Below are 18,159 nucleotides of genomic sequence, written 5' to 3'. Positions count from 1 at the left end.
GATCGTCTGCCGCTCACCCGCGCCAGTCGGCCTTCTTCCCGAGCTGGGAGAGATCCACTCCCAGTGGACGCAACAAGCATCGTGAGGAGATGTGATGCCCCTCAACCGCCCGATGAACAGACGCACCCTGATCAAGGGGGTGGGCGGCCTGGCCGCCGCCTCCCTTGTGGGAACCACCGCCGCCTTGGGAGGATCCTCCCCGGCCTATGCTGCGGACCTCGGTGTCACGGAGCACCAGACCTTCGGCCGCATGGAGTACTACCGGCTCTCCACCCCCTCGATCGGCTGGGAGCCCGGGGTCAACGTCCTCCTCCCCGACGGCTATGACCCGGCCCGCCGCTACCCCGTCTACTACCTGCTCCACGGTGGTGGGGGCAATTTCATGGACTTCGATGTCCACCACGACATTCGAGGCCTTACCGCCGGGCGCGACATCATTGTCGTCATGCCCGATGGTGGCATTGCGGGCTGGTACTCCAACCCGGTGACCTCCTTCGTGGGGCCGCGCAACTGGGAGACCTTCCACATCGAGGAGCTCATCCCCTGGGTGGATGCCACCTTCAGCACCATTGCAGAATTTGCCGGCCGCGCCGTTGGAGGATTCTCCATGGGTGGCTTCGGCGCGCTGAAGTACACCGCGAAGTACTACGGTCACTTCGCCTCGGTGAGCAGCCATTCCGGACCGTCCGATCTGCGCGGTGAGACCGGTCAACTGGTGACGCACTGGGCCAACGCCTCATCCGCGGGCGCCGAGCTGGGCGGGGGAATGGTCTACGGGGCGCCGTGGGACGAGGCCCGCGTCAGCGCCGACAACCCGATGGAGAACCTTGAGCGCTACCGGGGGAAGCGCATCTTCCTGGTGGCGGGCACGGACGTGTCCGACATCAACGAAGGCCGCGTCCTGCCCACTCAGCAGACCTTCGGGGGCGCTCTGGACGCCGCCGGCATCCCCCACGAGCGCTACGAGGACGCCGGTGCTCACTTCGTGCGCCGCGATCGCCTCCAGCAGGACATCGACGGCGTCGTCGCCCACCTGGCCAAGGCCGGCTGAGCGGGCTGAGTGGGCGGAGCCCCACGTCCACCCGCACCCGAGCGGGGCCGGGCGATCCGCCCGGCCCCGCTCGGGTGCGCGCACCGCAGTGAACGATCGGCGGGCGCCGATGAGACGGGTATGGGGTGGTGCGGGGATAGTGCGGAGGGTTCAGGGAAAAGGTGCAGAGGGCTGGCGGCGGGCTGCACCAATGGTGCACCGCCTGGCGCATGGTTGCGCCGCCATCAACGGCGTCGTTAGCCTTGGCGGGCCACGGCAATCGCGGGCATCGCGTTGTCACCTGCGGGGATGCGCGGGTCCGATCCGATCCCGGCGGGCACGCAGCGCATGCGCGGATCCCAAGGATGGGCCGCGCGCATCGAGCGGAGGCGTCCACCAGCTCTTAAGGAACAACGATGTTTTTCTCAGGATTGACAGGAACCCCTATTCGGGTTTTGTAGCGGCACTCGCCGGCCGGCCCTGACGGCCCGCAACGACAGGGGGCGACGAGCCGGGCCGCGGCACCCGACCCCACTCAAGGAGGAAGAAATGTCCAGCAGTCTCATCTCCCAGGCACTGTCAACGGCCACCGAGACCAAGGAGATCGCCTTCGGCGACGGGGTCACCTCGCAGGCCGGCCCCATGTTCGCCAGGCTGTTCCCCGGTGCGAGAGCGCTTCTCGTGGCCGATGAGAACACCTTCGCCGCCACGGGCCCCGCCGTGGTCGAGTCCTTGCAGGAGGCCGGCGTCGAACTGGCCGAGGAGCCCTACCTCTTCCCCGGCACGCCCACCCTCTACGCCGGCTACGAGGCGGTCGAGGTCCTGCGCGACCACCTCGCCGCCCTGGAGGGCGCCGTCATCTGCTCCATCGGCGCCGGCACGCTCAACGACATCGCCAAGCTCGCCTCGGGAGAGCTCGAGCGCCCCTACATGAACGTGTGCACCGCGGCCTCGGTGGACGGCTTCGCCTCCTTCGGGGCATCGATCTCCCGTGACGGCTTCAAGATCACCCGCTCCTGCCCCGCCCCCACCGGGCTCGTGGCCGACAACGACATCGTGTGCGAGGCCCCCCAGCGCCTGACCGCCACCGGCTACGGCGACCTCATCGAGAAGATCCCCGCCGGGGCCGACTGGATCCTCGCCGACGCGCTGGGCATCGAGGCCATCGACGACTACGTGTGGGACCTGGTCCAGGGCCCCCTGCGCGAGTCGCTGGCCGACCCCCAGGCCATCGGCCAGGGCGACAAGCGCGCCATCGAGGGCCTCATGGCAGGCAACCTCATGTCCGGCCTGGCCATGCAGGCGGCGCAGTCCTCCCGCCCCGCCTCCGGCGCCGGCCACCAGTTCTCCCACACCTGGGAGATGGAGGGCCACGGACTGGACTGGGAGCCGCCGCTGTCTCACGGGTTCAAGGTCGGCATCGGCACCATCGCCTCCTGCGCCATCTGGGAGGCCTTCCTGAGGATGGAGGCCGAGGACTTCGACGTCGCGCGGGCGCTGGCGGCCGTCAGGCCCCCCGAGGAGATCGAGTCCGAGGTGCGCGCCAGCCTCCAGGAGCGCATGCAGGATGAGGCCGTGCGCCACAGCCTCGCCAAGCGGGTCGAGGGCGAGGAGCTCGCCGCCCGGATCGAGCGCCTCAAGGCCGCCTGGCCCGAGCTGCGGGAGCGCTGCCGCGCCCAGCTCATGTCCCCCCAGGAGGTCATGGACCGCCTCAGGGCCGTCGGCGCCCCCTACCACCCCGAGCTCATCGAGATCGACTGGGAGCGATTCCGCCAGACCCACCGCAAGGCCAGGATGATCCGCGACCGCTACACGGTCCTGGACATCCTCACCGACCTCGGCGTGTTCGACGACGTCGTCGACGAGCTGTTCTCGCCTCAGGGATTCTGGGGGCAGCACCGCCACCCCTCCAAGTGACCTCATACCTCAAGGAGAAACCACATGTCCGACAGGAAGTGCATCGTCGGGATCGACTACGGGACCCTCTCGGGCCGCGCCGTCGTCGTTGATGCGGCCACGGGCGAGCAGCTCGGCACGCATGTCACCGAATACCCCCATGGAGTCATGGACCGCACCCTGACCGCGGGGGACAACCAGGTCCTGCCCCCGGAGTTCGCCCTGCAGAACCCCGATGACTACATCAAGGTCCTGCGCGAGTCGGTCCCTGCTGCCGTCAAGGCGGCCGGCGTCGACCCGGCGGACATCGTCGGGATCGGCATCGACGCCACCTCCGCCACGGTCTTCTTCACCGACAAGGACGGCGTGCCCCTGTGCGAGAAGCCCGGTTTCGAGAACAACATCCACGCCTACGTCAAGCTGTGGAAGCACCACGGCGCCCAGGATCAGGCCACCCGCCTGGTCAAGGTCGCCGAGGCCCGCCGAGAGCCGTGGCTCGGCCGCTACGGCGGCGTGCTGTCCTCCGAGCTGCTCCTGCCCAAGGTCCTGGAGGTCTTCGAGATGGCGCCGGAGGTCTACGAGGAGGCCGACGTCGTGTGCAACCTGCTGGACTGGCTGACCTGGCGGCTGACGGGCCGCCTGACCCAGTCGGCCGGGGACTCGGGCTACAAGCGCATGCTCCAGGACGGCAGGTACCCCTCATCGGAGTACCTGGAGGCCGTGCGGCCCGGCTTCGGCACGGTCTTCGAGGACAAGATGTCGGCGCCGGTGCTGCCGCTGGGCGCCAGGGTCGGGGGCCTGAGCAAGGAGATGGCCGAGCTGACGGGCCTTGTCGAGGGCATCGCCGTGGCCTCGGGGAACATCGACGCGCATGTGGTGGTCGCCGGCGCCAATGCGGTGCGCCCCGGCCAGCTGACGGCGATCCTGGGCACCTCCTCGTGCTATGTGCTCAACGGTGAGGAGTATCGCGACTGCCCCGGGGTCTTCGGGATCGTCGACGGCGGGGCGGTGGACGGCTACTGGGGCTTCGAGGGCGGGCAGACCGCCGTCGGGGACATCTTCGCCTGGTTCATCGACAACTGCGTGCCCAGCTCCTACACCGAGGAGGCGGCCTCCCGGGGGATCTCGGTCCACGACCTCCTGGTGGAGAAGTCCCAGGACCAGGAGATCGGCGAGCACGGCCTCATCGCCCTGGACTGGCACAACGGCAACCGCTCGATCCTGGCCGATGCGCGGCTCTCGGGGCTCATCATCGGCCAGACGCTGGCCACCAGGCCCGAGGAGATCTACCGGGCGCTCATGGAGGCCACGGCCTTCGGGTGCCGGGTCATCATCGACAACTTCGTGGAGCACGGCATCAGGGTCGATGAGATCGTGGCCGCCGGGGGCCTGCTGAAGAACTCCTTCTACATGCAGATGCTCGCCGACATCACCGGCCGCGCGATCTCGGTGTCCACCGCCGAGCAGACCGGGGCCCTGGGCTCGGCGGTCTTCGCGGCGGTGGCCGCCGGCGTCTACCCCGATGTCTTCGCCGCCGCGGAGGCCATGTCCTCGGTGGAGAAGCACGCCTACGAGCCCCGCCCCGAGGCCTCCAGGAAGTACGACGAGCTCTACGCCATCTACAAGGAGCTCCACGACCTCTTCGGGCGCTACAACGGGGTCTCGCCGATGCACCGCCTCAAGGACATCCGCGCCCGCATCTTCCGGGACAGGGCCCCCGAGCAGTGAATTGATCGCGTGGATGGAGGCATCCGCGCAGGAAAGGAGGCAATCATGGCAAGGATTGCAGTACTGGGCTCGGGGATCATGGCCACGGCCCTGTCGTTCCCGGCCTCGGAGAACGGCAACGAGGTGGATCTCATCGGCACCTTCCTGGACCGGGAGATCATCGACTCCATCCAGCGCACCGGCCTCCACCCGGTGCTGGGGCTCACGGTCAACGAGGGGGTGAGCGCCTACCAGCTGGAGGAGGCCGAGGAGGTCATCGCCAGGGCCGACGTCGTCATGTGCGGCGTGAACTCCTTCGGTGTGGAGTGGGCGGGCAAGCAGCTGGCCAGCATGATGAGGCCGGGGCAGAAGCTGCTGGTGGTGACCAAGGGGATGCGCGCCGACGAGGACGGCACCCTGCACATCCTGCCTGACGTGCTGCGCTCCTACTTCGATCCGGGCCTGGCCGAGCAGATCTCCTGGAATGCGATCGTGGGGCCCTCGATCGCCGGGGAGGTGGCGGTGCACCACGACACCTGCGTGGTGTTCTGCGGCCATGACAAGGAGGACGTGGACTACCTGGCGGACCTGTTCCGCACCGACTACTACCACGTGTGGACCTCGACGGACTTCGTCGGGCATGAGACGGGCGCCGCCACGAAGAACATGTACGCCTTCGCGGCGGGCTTCGCCCAGGGCCTCCTGCGCAAGGCCGGCAAGGAGAACGACCAGTACGTCATGTACAACTATGGCGCCGCGGTCTTCGCCCAGGGGCAGAAGGAGCTGCGCTCCCTCATCACGATGATGGGCGGCAAGCCGGAGACGGGCGATGGGCTCGGCGGGGTGGGGGACATGTTCGTCACCTCCATGGGCGGCCGCAATGTCAAGGCCGGCGCCTTCGTGGGGGAGGGGATCCCCTTCTCGGAGGTGCAGGACCGCTACATGAAGGAGGTGACCCTGGAGGGGGTCGCCGCCATCAAGGTCATTGGCGGTGCGCTGGAGCGGCAGGCCGAGCGCGGCCTCATCGGCCCGGAGGACTACCCCCTGTGCCGCTTCCTGTACTCGGTGGTGGAGAAGGACGCCCCGCTCGACATGCCCTGGGAGAGGTTCTTCCAGGACCTCGCATAGTGCATGCCTCCCGGGCGGCCCACGAGACCGTGGGTCGCCCGGGAGACCTTTCGGCCTTGCGCGCGGCCTTTTGCGCCGCCCTTGAGGTGGCCCATGACGCGGCCGCGTTCCGGCAATTCCCGACTACCACTGACGAACGCTGACGATTACTGACGGACCGACGATCATCGATGATCGCCGAGAAGTATTGCGGAGCAGCCCGCGCTGCAGAATCGAGGTACCAACATGGACCCGCTGGTCATCGCCATTGACTCCTCGACGACGAGCACTAAGGCGATCGTCGTCGATACGACCGGGAGGATCCTCGCCCTGGGCAAGCAGGGCATCGATCTCCTCTCGCCCCAGCAGGGCTTCGGCGAGCACGACCCGCGGCAGTGGTGGACCTCCACCCGTGACGCCATCGGCCAGGCCCTGTCCCAGCTCACTCCCGTGGACCGCCAGCGGGTCCAGGCCCTGGGCATCACGCACCAGCGCGAGTCCTTCGCCCCGTTCATGGCGGACGGCGCCCCGGTGCGCCATGGGATCCTGTGGCTGGATATCCGCGCCACCGAGCAGGTTGAGCGCTACGGCAGTGCTGAGATCCACGCCCTGTCCGGCCGCCCGGCCGACGTCACCCCCGGCCTGTACAAGATGGCCTGGCTCAAGGAGCACGAGCCGCAGTCCCTGGAGAAGGCCGATAAGGTCACGACGGTCTCGGGCTACCTCACCTTCTGCCTGACCGGCCAGTGGGCGGACTCCGCCGCCTGCGCCGATTCCCTGGGACTGTCCAATATCAGGACCCTGGACTACGACGACGGCCTGCTGAGCATCGCGGGCGTGCGCCGCGAGCAGATGGCCGACCTGGTCAAGCCCGGGCAGGGCCTGGGCCGGCTCAGGAGCGAGCTCGCCCAGGAGTGGGGCATCGAGGAGGTTCCGGTCATCGCCGGATGCGGCGACGGTCAGGCCGCCGGGGTGGGCGCGGCCGCGGTGAGCCCCGATATCGCCTTCCTCAACATGGGCACCGCCGTCGTCGCCGGTGTCCCCTCCCAGGAGTACCGCTACGAGAAGCTGTTCAGGACTGAGGCGGCGGGGGTGCCCGACACCTACATCCTGGAGCTGGTGCAGAACTCGGGGGCCTACCTCTCGTCCTGGTTCCGCCAGGCCCTCGGCAGGCCGGAGCTGGCCGGTGCCCCTGATCCAGAGTTGGAGGCCTTGGCGGCGGCCAGGGCCCCCGGCAGTGGGGGCCTGGTGACGATGCCCTACTGGGGCGGCGTGCAGTCGCCCCACTGGGACCCGATCGCGCGTGGCGGGATCGTGGGCTGGCGGGGCACCCACGGCAAGGGGTCGATGTACCGCTCGATCCTGGAGGGCACGAGCCTGGAGATGGCCCGCTCGCTGCGCAAGCTGGAGTCCTCCACGGGGGTGGCGCTCAAGGAGATCCGCGGCATGGGTGGTGGCATGCGCTCGCCCCTGTGGCGTCAGATCATGACTGATGCCATCGGCCTGCCGATCACCAGCTGCAAGGAGGAGGAGATCTCGGCGCTGGGGGCTGCGGTGATCGCGATGGCCTCGACGGGGGTCTTCGGCGATACGGAGGTGGCCACAGCGGCCTCCCACATGTGCCATGTCACGGATGTCACGGAGCCGAATATGGACAACCATGAGATCTACACCGAGCTCTCGGCGATCCAGGATCGGCTGTATGGAGACCTGCGCGAGGTCAACGCCCTGCTCCACGACTTCTCGCGCAGGCATCCTGATGCGGAGCTCACCGGCGTCGAGGACTGACCGGGCCGGCCCGCCTCAGCCCGCCCGGCGCAGGCGCAGCGAGTTGGCCACCACGATGACGCTGGAGGCGGCCATGGCGGCCCCGGCGATCATCGGGTTGAGGAGCCCGGCCGCCGCCAGCGGGATCGCCGCCACGTTGTAGGCGAAGGCCCAGAACAGGTTCTGCTTGATCACCCGCAGCGTCGCGCGCGAGACGCGCACCGCGGCCACCGCCGCATCCAGATCCGCCCGCACCAGGGTGATGTCCGCGGCCTCAATGGCCACATCCGTGCCCGAGCCCATCGCCAGGCCCAGCCCCCGCGCCCCGGCCTGGGCCAGGGCGGCGGCATCGTTGATCCCATCGCCCACCATGCCCACCACGGCCCCTTGGTCCTGGAGGGCGGCGACGACGTCGCGCTTGCCGCCGGGAAGAACCCCGGCATGCACATCCTCGGCCCTGATGCCCACCTGCGACGCCACATGCCGGGCGGCACGCGGATTGTCCCCGGTGAGCAGGATGGGGCGGATGCCCAGCTCCCGCAGCTGGGCCACGGCCCGGCGCGAGGAGGGGCGCAGCGTGTCGCGCACCGCCAGCACCGCCACCGCCCGCATGTCATCTGATCCCGGTCCCGCCCCCACGGCCAGGATCACCGCCGTGGCCCCCGAGGCCTCGGCCTCGCCCACGGCCCGCTCCAGGCCCTCGGGGAGTTCGACCCCCAGCCCCGCCAGCCACGCCGGGCGCCCCACCGCCACAGCCCGCCCCTCCACCAGGCCGCTCACGCCGCGTCCCTCATGGCTGGAGAAGTCCTCCACGGCGGGCAGCGCCCCCAGGCGCTCGCGGGCCCCGGCCGTGATCGCCGCGGCCACCGGGTGCTCCGAGACCGACTCCACCGCCCCGGCCAGGCGCAGCCACTCCTCCTCCAGGCCGCTGCCGGCCCCGGCATCCAGGCTCATCCGGCCCGTGGTCACCGTCCCGGTCTTGTCCAGCACCATCGTGTCCAGGGCCCGCGTGGACTCCAGGACCTCCGGGCCCTTGATGACCACCCCCAGCTGGGCGGCGCGGCCCGTGCCCACCAGCAGGGCCGTGGGCGTGGCCAGCCCCAGGGCGCAGGGGCAGGCGATGACCAGGACCGCCACCGCCGCGGTGAAGGCCGCCTGGGAGCCACCGCCGGCGGCCAGCCACCCCACCAGGGTCAGGGCCGAGAGCGCCAGCACCACCGGCACGAAGACCGCCGAGATGCGGTCGGCCAGGCGCTGAACGGGGGCCTTGCCGGCCTGGGCCTGCACCACCATCGCCCCGATGCGCGCCAGGGTCGTGCCCTGGCCCACGGCGGTGGCGCGCACCAGCAGCGCCCCCGAGGTGTTGACGGTCGCGCCGGTGACGGCGTCGCCCTCCTCGACCTCCACGGGCGCGGGCTCCCCGGTGAGCATGGAGGCGTCCACCGCCGAGCGCCCCTCGACCACCACACCGTCGGTGGCGATCTTCTCCCCGGGGCGCACCGCGAACAGGTCGCCCACCGCCAGGTCCTCCACGCTGATGCGCTCCTCGGTGCGCGCCCCGCCGGCGCCCGGGCGCACCCGGGTCACCTCCTTGGCGCCCAGCTCCAGCAGGGCCCGCAGGGCGTCGCCCGAGCGGTGCTTGGCGCGGGCCTCGGCGTAGCGGCCGGCCAGCAGGAAGGTCGTCACCCAGGCCGCCGACTCGAAGTACAGGTGCGGGTGGTGGCCCTGGGAGCGCGGCAGCAGCTCCGCCAGGCTCATCGACATGCGCATGCCCAGCTGCCCCGCGCCCCCCAGTGTCAGGGCCCACAGGCTCCAGGCGGTGGCCGCCACCACCCCCAGGCTCACCAGGGTGTCCATGGTGGAGGCCCCGTGGCGGGCCGCCGCCCAGGCCGCCCGGTGGAAGGGCCAGGCCCCCCAGGTGGCCACCGGCAGGGCCAGGGCCGCCACCGCCCACTGCCAGCCGGTGAACTGCAGAGCGGGCAGCATGGACAGGGCCATCACCGGCACCGACAGCGCCAGGCTGACCAGCAGGCGACGGCGCAGGTCGGCGGCCCGCACCAGGTGCGAGGCGCCCAGGGGCTCCCCGGGCGGTCGGGGAGCGGCCGCGGTCGCCTCCTCAGGGGCCCGGGCGCCCCCAGAGGCGCCGGGGGCAGTGGGGGCGGCCCCATCGTCGTCGACGCCGGTGGGGCTCCCCCTCCGCCCGGTCTCCTGCACTGCCTGCTCCGCCTGTGCTGCCTGGTCGCCGGTGGCGCCCCCGGGCGGCGCCGGGGTGCGCCGGATGACCGAGGCGGTGTAGCCGGCTCTCTCAACGGTGGCGATGAGCTCGGCCTCGCTCACCGGCGCTAAGAGCCTCACGTGGGCGGATTCGGTGGCCAGGTTGACCGTGGCGCTGACGCCCTCCAGGCGTGAGAGCTTCTTCTCCACCCGGGCCACGCAGCTGGCGCAGGTCATGCCGCCCACGGCCAGGTCCACAGCGGCCAGGTCCGCGGTGGCCGGGCCCGCCGAGGCGCCCGGGGCACTGGGGCTGCTGGTGCCATGGGGGCCGCGAGGCTCGAATCCGGGCTCGCTCACGGTGGTTCTCTCCTTGGGGCTGCACATCTTCACAGGCATGCGATGGTCATGAGCCGCAGGATTCCGCGGCTCTAGGGGCGGGGGCGCCGCTGTGGCGGGGTGAAGATGTGCAGCCGGGGACGGGCTGCACATCATGGGGGCGCGGCCGTGCCCCGGGGCGGATGGGGCTCAGCTGTCGCGCTCGACGGCGTCCAGGGTGTAGTCCCCCGCCTCATCGATGGCCCCCGCCAGGGCCTCGTCGGACAGGCGGACGTCGGAGACCACGGTGACGGTGGACTGGCCCCCCTTGTTGAGCAGGACCGAGACGTTCTTGACCCCCTCGATGGCCTCCAGCTCCTCGGTGATATGGGTGACGCAGTGGCCGCAGGTCAGTCCCGAGACCTTCAGGGTGGTGGTGCGGTCGATGCCGTCGTCGGTGAACTCAGCCATGATGCCTCTCCTTGGGAGTGCTGCCAGATGTGCTGCCGGGCCCGGCAGCGCCGGTGGGCGCCTGAGTACGGGCCACGGCGGGTGGTCAGGATCGTACAAGCCTGGCGATGGCCTCGGAGGCCTCGCGGATCTTGGCCTCGCCCTCGGTCCCGCCCGCCTGGGCGGCGGACAGGACGCAGTGGCTCATATGCTCCTCGAGCAGCCCCAGGCCCACGGCCTGCAGGGCCCGAGTGGCCGCGGCGATCTGGGTGAGGACGTCGATGCAGTAGACGTCCTCCTCAACCATCCGCGAGATGCCCCGGACCTGCCCCTCGATACGGCGCAGCCGCCCCAGGTGGTCCTCCGTGGAGCCGGTGTATCCAGCCATCATGCCCCTTCCGCTGTGCTCGTGCGCCCGGCCTCCCTGAGGAGGGTACCCCTCAGGGAGGCCGGGCAAGTACCCCCGAGGGGTACTCCATTGGCGGGTGCCACATGGGATGCTCGGTGCATGGCTGCCACTGCTCACCGTCCTGGTGCCCGCGACTCCCTCGACCTGACCGCCGCCAAGGACCCGCATACCTCGGCCGGTAGCCTCATGGTCCTGGCGGGCAACCACCCCGAGCTGAGGCCGGTCATCATGAACAACCCCTCCTGCTCGCCCGAGCTGCGCGAGTGGATCGCCCGCATGCCGGCGGCCCCAGCCCCCGGCGCCGGCGAGGAGGCCCCCGGTGGGGGAGCACGGCCCGGTGAGGTGGAGGACTCCCTGGCACCCTTCGGCTGGGAGCCCTCCGACCCGGGCCTGGACGAGGAGCCCTTCGGCTCGGTCCTGGGCGACCCCCTCATGGGCTCACCCCTGTTCGACGACCCGGACGAGGCAGCCCCCTCCGAGGGCCCCGACTCCACAGGCGCATCCCGCCCCTCCTCCAGTGCCTCCCAGGGGCGCGGCGGCAGGCCCTCGCGCGCTGCCGGGAGTCGGGCCCCCGAGGGCGCAGCCCCGGCGCCCAGGGGAGGGGCAGGGCCCTCGCGCGGCCAGGCGCCGATCCCGCCGCAGGCCGGAGCCCTCCCTCCCCTCCCCGCACCGCCCGCCGGCCCCCACGCCGTGGTCCACCCCGCCATGGCGGCCCCCGTGCCGCAGGCCGCCGCCCCATACCCGGCACCGCCCCACCCCGGCGCACCCGGATGGCAGCCGGGGACGCCACCGCCCCTGCCCGCCGGGCCGGGCGGGGCGAGCCTGGGCGCCCTCATGGAGCAGCAGTGGGGCCCCGCCGGCGCCCCCGCTGCCGGCCGGGGCTCCGGTGCGATACCGGCCCCCGGCGCTGGTGGCCCCGGAGGCGTCGTCGGCCCCACCGTCGACGCACCCCGCCCGCGCTCCGCGGGGCACAGGAACCAGACAAGCGGGTACGGGGGCATGGTGGCAGGGGTGGCGATCTTCCTCCTGGTCCTCCTCATGCGCAGCTGCGGGGGCTGAGGGCGGGCCGGCCAGGGCCCGCGGACCCGTCCCTGGCGCCGCGAGGGGTCGAAGGGCGGCGCGTGCACCCGGCCGGTGCTATGGAGCCGGAGAGGCGGCACCCGAGGACGCGCCCGGCGCCGCAGGCGTCCCATGAGCCGCCGGCACCGTGGGTGCCATGGGTGCAGGAGATGCCTGGGGCGCCGTTTCGGTCGCGGGCGGCGGCGCTGGTGGCATTGACGCCCCGACCCCGCTGGAGGCGTAGCCGTGCCTGAAGGCCCACACGACGATCTCCAGGCGCGAGCTCGTGCCCGTCTTGCTCAGCAGCACCGAGACATGAGTCTTGACAGTGGCCTCGGCGATCGACAGGCGCGAGGCGATCTGACGGTTCGACGCCCCCTCGCACAGCAGGCGCAGGACGTCGTGCTCCCTGCTGGACAGGGCCACGCTCCCATCGGCGCTGCGCACCGAGGCCAGGGCGTAGTCGATGAGGCGCGCCGTCGGCTTGGGGGCCACCACCTTGGCGCCCCCGTGCACGGTGCGCACCGCCGAGATGATCTCCTGGGCGGGAGTGCTCTTGAGCAGGAAGCCGCTCGCCCCGGCCGCCAGGCCATTGAGGAGAACGTCGTCATTGTCCGCGGTGGTCAGCAGGATGACCCGCGTGCGCGGGGATATCCGCAGGGCCTCCCGGGTCAGGTCCACCCCGCTCATCGCCCCCTGATCGAGAACCGCCCCCATATGCACCGCGGCGATGAGCACATCGACCTGGTGGGACTGGAGGAAGTCGAGCAGCTGGCGTGCTGAGCGGGTGGCTATGACCACCCGCAGGTCTGGATCCGGGGAGAAGGAGGATTGCAGGTAGGCCAAGGCCATGGCGTCGTCGTCGATGAGGGCGACCCCGATGGGGCAAGGGTGGGAACCCATGAGTCTCCTTACATGATGCTGTCACGGGCTGCGGTCAGCAGGTCGCGCGACCCACCGGGGAACACCGCTGCAAGCACCTGCACGTGCTCTCGCGGCCACAGGACCGTGTAAAAGAACGTTACCTCACATCGGATGAGAAGCGCTCCATCGAAAAGAGGAGGAGTCAGGGCCCGACGAGTGATGCGCGGGCAGGAAGCCATGGGGCATGCTCTGCGCTGACGGGGTCATGCGGAACGGGAACTCTCATTGAACCGGAAACGATACGGCTTGAGGAGGCGTGCCCGTGTACCGATCCACGCTCACCGAGGACGTGCCCCCGTCCCTGGCCCGAGCGGCCGCACTGGAGTCCCCCTTCGGGCTGGTCTCACGCACTACCGAGCTCCCCCTGGCCGCCGGGGAGCCGGCCTTCTCCATCTGGACCGGGGCACTGGGAGACCCCTCGGCGGTCCTGCCATCCCAGCGCGTCTGGACCCACCGCCCGGAATCCGGCAACGTCGACGGCGCCGGAGGAGCCATCGATGCCGAGCGCGCCCGCCACATCGCCATCGTGGAGTCCCTGGAGCGCTACTCCAGCTGCGCCTGGAGCGAGGAGGAGCTCATCTGGGACACCCCCGCCGGCCTGGGCCCCGACGCGATCGCCCCTGACCAGTGGCCCGCCTGCTCGGCTACCGAGCTGGCCGACCCCCGCTGCGGGCTCCTCGCCCCCGACCCCCGGGTTCCACTGCGCTGGGTGCGCGGATGGTCGCTGACCCGGGGGCAGGAGGTCTTCATCCCCGCCATCCTGGTCTACCTCAACTTCCCCGCCCTCAGCCCCTCTGAGCGCTTCACCAACCCCATCTCCACCGGCACCGCCGCCCACTCCGACCTGCGCGAGGCGGTCCTGGGGGGCCTGCTGGAGGTCATCGAGCGCGACGCCATCGCCCTGACCTGGCTCCAGCGCCTGCGCCTGCCCAGCGTCGTGGTCGACCCCGCCCTCCTGGACCCCCTGACCGCCGAGTACCACCGCGTGGGCACCTCCACCGAGCTCGAGCTCCACCTGCGCGATGCCACCACCGACTACGGCGTGCCCATCCTCTACGCCGTCCAGACCTCCCGCACCGACCCCGAGCTGGCCCAGGTCGTGGCCGCCACCTGCGACCTGGACCCCCACCGGGCCCTGGCCAAGATCCACCGCGAGCTCGCCTCCCTGCGCATCGCCCTGCGCAGCCACGCCCGCAGCCCGCGCGCCCAGGACCTCAAGGGCAAGGACCTGACCGTCGTGGGCGGGGCGCTGGCCAGCGCCGACCCCTCCCAGCGCGAGATCTTCGACTTCCTCCTGGAGGGCCCCCGGCCCCTGCACGCCCTGGGCGAGGTCGGCCACCTGGAGGCCGGCCCCCCGGCCGATCCGCTCGCGCGGGTGGTGGACGGCCTGGAGCGCGCCGGCGCCGAGGCCCTCGTCGTGGACATCACCACCGATGAGGCCCGCCAGGTCGGCATGCACGTCATCAAGGCCCTCATCCCGCAGGCCATGCCGCTGTCCTTCAGTCATCACGCCAGGTACCTGGCCACGCCCCGGCTCTACCAGGCCCCGCGCGCCATGGGGCTGAGCGCCCACGACGAGGCCGGCATCAACCCCGTCCGCCAGCCCTTCGCCTGAGCCCCATCCGATACCGATCCAGGAGTCGCCCGCCCATGACCACCACAGCACCACCGGTGACGGCCTACCTGCCCCAGGGCGCCTTCGGCCACGCCGTCGTCCAGCGCCTGGCCCGGCCCCAGGACGTGGTCCTGCCCGTCGACAAGGGCCTGGTCAGCGCCGTCGTGCCCTACGCCGACCGCCTGGTCCTGATCGCCGACCCCGACCGCACCGGCCTGCGCGAGGACCTCGACGCCCTGTCCTTCACCCGCGCACTGCCCTCCCTGGGCATGGAGCTGACCCCCACCGAGCTGCGCTGCGGCCCCCTGGTCATCCCCGGGCGCACCGCCTGCTACGGCTGCTACGAGCGCCGCCGCCGCCAGCACGGCTACCGGCCCCTGCCCGGGGGCCTGGGCCCCCTGCCGCAGGGCTACGCCCACCACCACGTCGTCCTGGGAGCGGGCCTGGTCTCCATGGCCCTGGACCTGCTGGAGCGCCGGAGTCTGCCTGCCGCCTCCGCCACCGGCGCCGCCCACCCCGCTCCCGGGGAGAGCGCCGATGACCCCGGCCGGGGGCTCGGTGGACAGGTGTGGGCCCTGGACCTGGTCTCCGGCTCCACCTCCTGCGCCTCCACGGTGGCCGTGGACCGCTGCCCCACCTGCTCGACCCGCTACGCCCAGCGGCGCGACGGCCTGCCCGCGCTCGCGGGCCTGCTGCCCCGCCGCCAACCCCGACAGGCGGTGGTCTAGATGGCCGCATCCGCGATGAGCGCGGGCGAGGTCAGCCGGGCCGCCCGCCGCGACCTGCAGTTCCGCATCCCCCGCAGGCCCGTGCTGCGCCTCGGGCTGCGCCCCCGCCCCCAGGAGGAGACCTGGGTGGTCGACGGTGCCCGCAAGAGCCAGGTCCTGGCCGGCGCCTTCGCCCGCGAGCACATGGGTGACCTGCTGCGGGCCTGCGACGGCTCGCGCACCCTGGCTCAGATCGGCCAGGAGACCGGGATCGGGGAGCAGGCCGCCTTCGAGGCCGTCAGCCTCCTGTGGACCGGGGGCATCGTCGAGGAGGGCGACACCGAGGCGCTCAGCGGCCCGCCCCCGGCGCCCGAGCTGGCCTGCCTGCTCTCGCGCCTGGGCGATTCCACGGGGGTCAACGACTCCTGGCAGGACGCCGCCCGCCGTCTGGCCGCCGCCCGCGTGACCATCGTGGGGGGTGGGGGCCTGGCCGATCGGCTCGCCGAGGCCCTGGAGCCCACGCTGCCCGTGCGCACCGGCCGGCCGCGCCCCGAGGACACCCTGGTGGTCCTCATCGAGACCTCCGGAGGGGGCGACGGCGGGACCGGCGAGGTGGCCCGGCGCTGCTGGGAGCTGGGCATCCCCCTGCTGCGCGTGCGCGCCGAGCAGGAGGCCGTCACCGTGGGCCCCTACGTGGACCCCGCCTTCTCGCCCTGCCTGGAGTGCGCCACCGCCGGCGACCCGGAGCCGGGCCCAGCGCCGGAGCCCGCCAGACAGGACCTGGCCGTGGGCATGGCCGCCCGGGCGGTGGCCGCACTGATCGCCCGCGCCACCATCACCCACCTCCCCGGTGACGTGCGCCGCACCGACCTGGAGACCCTGTCCACCACGGAGCGGCCCGTGGTCACCCGCCCGGGCTGCCCCGTGTGCTCCATCAGCGGCGGGCCGCCCAAGAACCCGCAGGAGGGCCGGCGGGCCGAGCAGTCTCTGCCATCCGAGCCGTCCGGGCCAGGAGCCGGCCTCGCCCCCGTGGGCGCCCGCTACGAGCAGTCCGTGGCCATCCCCCCGGCGGCCTTCGTGGACTCCAAGGGCCACCAGCAGCACTACAAGCCCTCCAACCTGCGCCTCCAGCACGAGTTCCGCGACTGGCCCACCGCTGCGCGCACACCATTGCCCCCCGCCGACCTCAGTGCTCTGGACCAGCCCTGGCCCACCGGTGACGACGGCGGCCCGCGGGCCGAGCGCCTCCAGGACGGCCAGGACGACCAGGACGACCAGGATGCCCGGGCCGCGCGCGCTGGCCGGGCTCCTTCACTGGAGGAGCTGGCCACGATCCTGGCGCTGTGCGTCGGCGTGCGCGAGCCCCTGCCCCCCGGCGCCCAGCCATCGGCGCAGGAGGCGCGGGCCAAGCTGCGCCGGTGGACCGCCGCCGGGGGCAACATCGGCTCGGTCACCGCCTACCTCCTGGTGCCCGGCCAGGCCGAGCCGGCCTTCTTGGGCCCCGCCGGTGCCGTCCGCACGTCCGCCCCCGCGCCCCCCGGTGGCCAGGCCGCTCCCGGCACCTACGTCTACGTCGAGCGCGACCACGCCCTGGCCCGGCTGGGGCCTTCGGCGGAGCTGCCCGACGACGTCGGCGTGCGCCTGGTCCTGACCGGCAATGTGGACAAGGTCGCCAGGAAGTACCTGGCCTTCGCCCTGCGGATCGCCGTCCAGGACTGCGGCTGCTCCTTCGAGGTGGCCCGGATCGTGGCGCGTGCCCTGGGTGTGCCCCTGCGCGCCCGGGCCCGCTGGCAGGAGCAGGAGATCGCCGCCGCCCTGGGCACCGACCCCGCCCGCGAGCCCATCTGCGCCGTCATCGACCTGGGAGAAGGCCATGCGCTCTGACTACCAGACCCTGCGCGAGATCATCACCGGCTTCTCCCGGCCACCGGCCGCGGGCCGGGCCCGGCCGCGGCGCGAACTGCGCTGCCTGGTCCCAGAGGCCCGGCAGGCCCGGGACCTGCGCGAGGCAGGCCGCTCCAACCCCTACCTCCACACCCTGCGAGGCACCCTCGAGCGCCGCTCCTCCTCCACCGCCTACAGCCCCGAGCCCCTGGAGGCGGACCTGCTGCTGGCCACCGTGCGCGAGGCGCTCGTGGAGGAGGAGCGCACCTGGCAGGGGCAGGGAGTGGGAGACCTGGAGGTCTTCGTCCTGCTCCTGCGGCCCCGGGGGGCAGAGCCGGGCATCTACCGCGTGCGCTTCGAGGGCGCCGACCTGGTGGCGCCCCTGCCCGCCCCCGAGCAGATCGAGGGCATGACCGTGCAGAAGGAGTTCGCCCAGGCCGGGGCGATCGTCTCAGCGGCAGCCGACCTGGAGGCCGCCGAGGCCTGGGGCGGCGCCCACGGCTACCGCCACGCCATGGGGCGCTGCGCCTCCCTCATCTACTCGGTGCACCTGCGGGCCGTGGCCCGCGGCCTGGTGGGCACGGTCTTCGCCGGCTTCGCCTCCTCCGAGGTGCGCCACCTGCTCGATTCCGACGGCGTGAGCCGCCACCAGATGTTCGCCGTCACGGTGGCCCACCCCGCCCAGGAGCAGTCCCCATGAGCGCCGCCATCGCCGTGCCCGATGGCGCCCGGCGCCCGGGCTGCCCACCCAGGACCGCCCCGCCCCGCGGGGCGAGGGGCCCGGCCCTGCCAGGCCGGACCCCTCCACGGGGCCCACGGGTCCCGCTCCCAACCAGCGACGCATGCCAGGAAAGGAGGTGAACAGCATATGAGCAAGACGATCGATCTGACACTGGCCGACAGCGACTTCGGCGTCGAGGAACTGCCGGAGGGCAACGCCCTGGGCTGCATGTTCTGCGCCGCCTGCGCCTCGTGCCCGTCCTGCGCGGCCTGCGCCTCGTGCGAGTCCTGCGCCGCCTCGGCCTCATGTGAGGCCTGCGCCGCCTGCGCGTCGACGACCTCCTGTTGATCTCGA

15 protein-coding genes are annotated in these 18,159 nt (G+C 72.1%); 11 read left to right on the top strand and 4 right to left on the bottom strand.

Translation table 11 applies throughout. From position 1 onward, the window contains the following. The first annotated feature begins 94 nt into the window (after positions 1 to 94). From MANAM107_RS05275 to MANAM107_RS05255, 5 genes are all read left to right on the top strand, one after another. A complete protein-coding gene (locus tag MANAM107_RS05275; RefSeq protein ID WP_179900019.1) occupies positions 95 to 1,051 on the top strand; it encodes an alpha/beta hydrolase in 957 nt (318 codons plus the stop codon). A gap of 528 nt (positions 1,052 to 1,579) precedes the next feature. Further along, positions 1,580 to 2,947 carry a sn-glycerol-1-phosphate dehydrogenase gene (locus MANAM107_RS05270; protein WP_223912038.1) on the top strand — a complete coding sequence of 456 codons (1,368 nt, stop codon included), beginning with the start codon at positions 1,580 to 1,582 and terminating at the stop codon, positions 2,945 to 2,947. 24 nt (positions 2,948 to 2,971) lie between these two features. Continuing rightward, on the top strand, positions 2,972 to 4,654 hold the full coding sequence (locus MANAM107_RS05265) for a ribulokinase (RefSeq protein ID WP_223912036.1): 1,683 nt from the start codon (positions 2,972 to 2,974) through the stop codon (positions 4,652 to 4,654). A 45-nt stretch (positions 4,655 to 4,699) separates the two neighbouring features. Then, positions 4,700 to 5,761, top strand: coding sequence for an NAD(P)H-dependent glycerol-3-phosphate dehydrogenase (locus MANAM107_RS05260; protein ID WP_223912033.1), 1,062 nt, complete (start codon positions 4,700 to 4,702; stop codon positions 5,759 to 5,761). Between the two features lie 225 nt (positions 5,762 to 5,986). Further along, complete coding sequence (locus MANAM107_RS05255; RefSeq protein ID WP_223912030.1) at positions 5,987 to 7,528, top strand: xylulokinase; 1,542 nt, start codon at positions 5,987 to 5,989, stop codon at positions 7,526 to 7,528. Positions 7,529 to 7,543: 15 nt separating this feature from the next. Here MANAM107_RS05255 and MANAM107_RS05250 read toward each other — a convergent pair whose 3' ends face one another. The 3 genes from MANAM107_RS05250 to MANAM107_RS05240 form a co-directional block, all read right to left on the bottom strand. Continuing rightward, positions 7,544 to 9,958 (bottom strand): heavy metal translocating P-type ATPase, encoded by a 2,415-nt coding sequence (locus tag MANAM107_RS05250; RefSeq protein ID WP_223912870.1) that lies wholly within the window; start codon positions 9,956 to 9,958, stop codon positions 7,544 to 7,546. Positions 9,959 to 10,246: 288 nt separating this feature from the next. Further along, complete coding sequence (locus MANAM107_RS05245; RefSeq protein WP_223912027.1) at positions 10,247 to 10,507, bottom strand: heavy-metal-associated domain-containing protein; 261 nt, start codon at positions 10,505 to 10,507, stop codon at positions 10,247 to 10,249. An 85-nt stretch (positions 10,508 to 10,592) separates the two neighbouring features. Further along, positions 10,593 to 10,874, bottom strand: a complete 282-nt coding sequence (locus MANAM107_RS05240) for a metal-sensitive transcriptional regulator (RefSeq protein ID WP_223912867.1) — start codon at positions 10,872 to 10,874, stop codon at positions 10,593 to 10,595. Between the two features lie 120 nt (positions 10,875 to 10,994). Here MANAM107_RS05240 and MANAM107_RS05235 point away from each other — a divergent pair, with 120 nt between their 5' ends. Further along, complete coding sequence (locus MANAM107_RS05235) at positions 10,995 to 11,954, top strand: variant leucine-rich repeat-containing protein (protein ID WP_223912024.1); 960 nt, start codon at positions 10,995 to 10,997, stop codon at positions 11,952 to 11,954. 78 nt (positions 11,955 to 12,032) lie between these two features. Here MANAM107_RS05235 and MANAM107_RS05230 read toward each other — a convergent pair whose 3' ends face one another. Continuing rightward, positions 12,033 to 12,857, bottom strand: coding sequence for a LuxR C-terminal-related transcriptional regulator (locus MANAM107_RS05230; protein ID WP_223912021.1), 825 nt, complete (start codon positions 12,855 to 12,857; stop codon positions 12,033 to 12,035). 283 nt (positions 12,858 to 13,140) lie between these two features. Here MANAM107_RS05230 and MANAM107_RS05225 point away from each other — a divergent pair, with 283 nt between their 5' ends. The 5 genes from MANAM107_RS05225 (at position 13,141) to MANAM107_RS05205 (ending at position 18,153) form a co-directional block, all read left to right on the top strand. Then, the gene (locus MANAM107_RS05225) at positions 13,141 to 14,493 is read left to right on the top strand and encodes a YcaO-like family protein (RefSeq protein ID WP_223912017.1); all 1,353 of its coding nucleotides are present in this window, start codon (positions 13,141 to 13,143) and stop codon (positions 14,491 to 14,493) included. A 35-nt stretch (positions 14,494 to 14,528) separates the two neighbouring features. Then, positions 14,529 to 15,221, top strand: a complete 693-nt coding sequence (locus MANAM107_RS05220; RefSeq protein ID WP_223912014.1) for a cyclodehydratase — start codon at positions 14,529 to 14,531, stop codon at positions 15,219 to 15,221. Further along, positions 15,222 to 17,084, top strand: a complete 1,863-nt coding sequence (locus tag MANAM107_RS05215; RefSeq protein WP_223912011.1) for a TOMM precursor leader peptide-binding protein — start codon at positions 15,222 to 15,224, stop codon at positions 17,082 to 17,084. It begins immediately after the preceding gene. Further along, positions 17,074 to 17,784, top strand: coding sequence for a hypothetical protein (locus tag MANAM107_RS05210; protein ID WP_223912008.1), 711 nt, complete (start codon positions 17,074 to 17,076; stop codon positions 17,782 to 17,784). The genes MANAM107_RS05215 and MANAM107_RS05210 overlap by 11 nt, the downstream gene beginning before the upstream one ends. A gap of 168 nt (positions 17,785 to 17,952) precedes the next feature. Further along, a complete protein-coding gene (locus MANAM107_RS05205; RefSeq protein WP_179899815.1) occupies positions 17,953 to 18,153 on the top strand; it encodes a thiocillin family RiPP in 201 nt (66 codons plus the stop codon). The last annotated feature ends 6 nt before the right edge of the window (positions 18,154 to 18,159 follow it).

Source organism: Actinomyces capricornis (genome assembly GCF_019974135.1).
Taxonomy (GTDB): domain Bacteria; phylum Actinomycetota; class Actinomycetes; order Actinomycetales; family Actinomycetaceae; genus Actinomyces; species Actinomyces capricornis.
The sequence above is the reverse complement of the archived record's forward strand: the minus strand, read 5'-3'. Positions and strand labels throughout refer to the sequence as shown.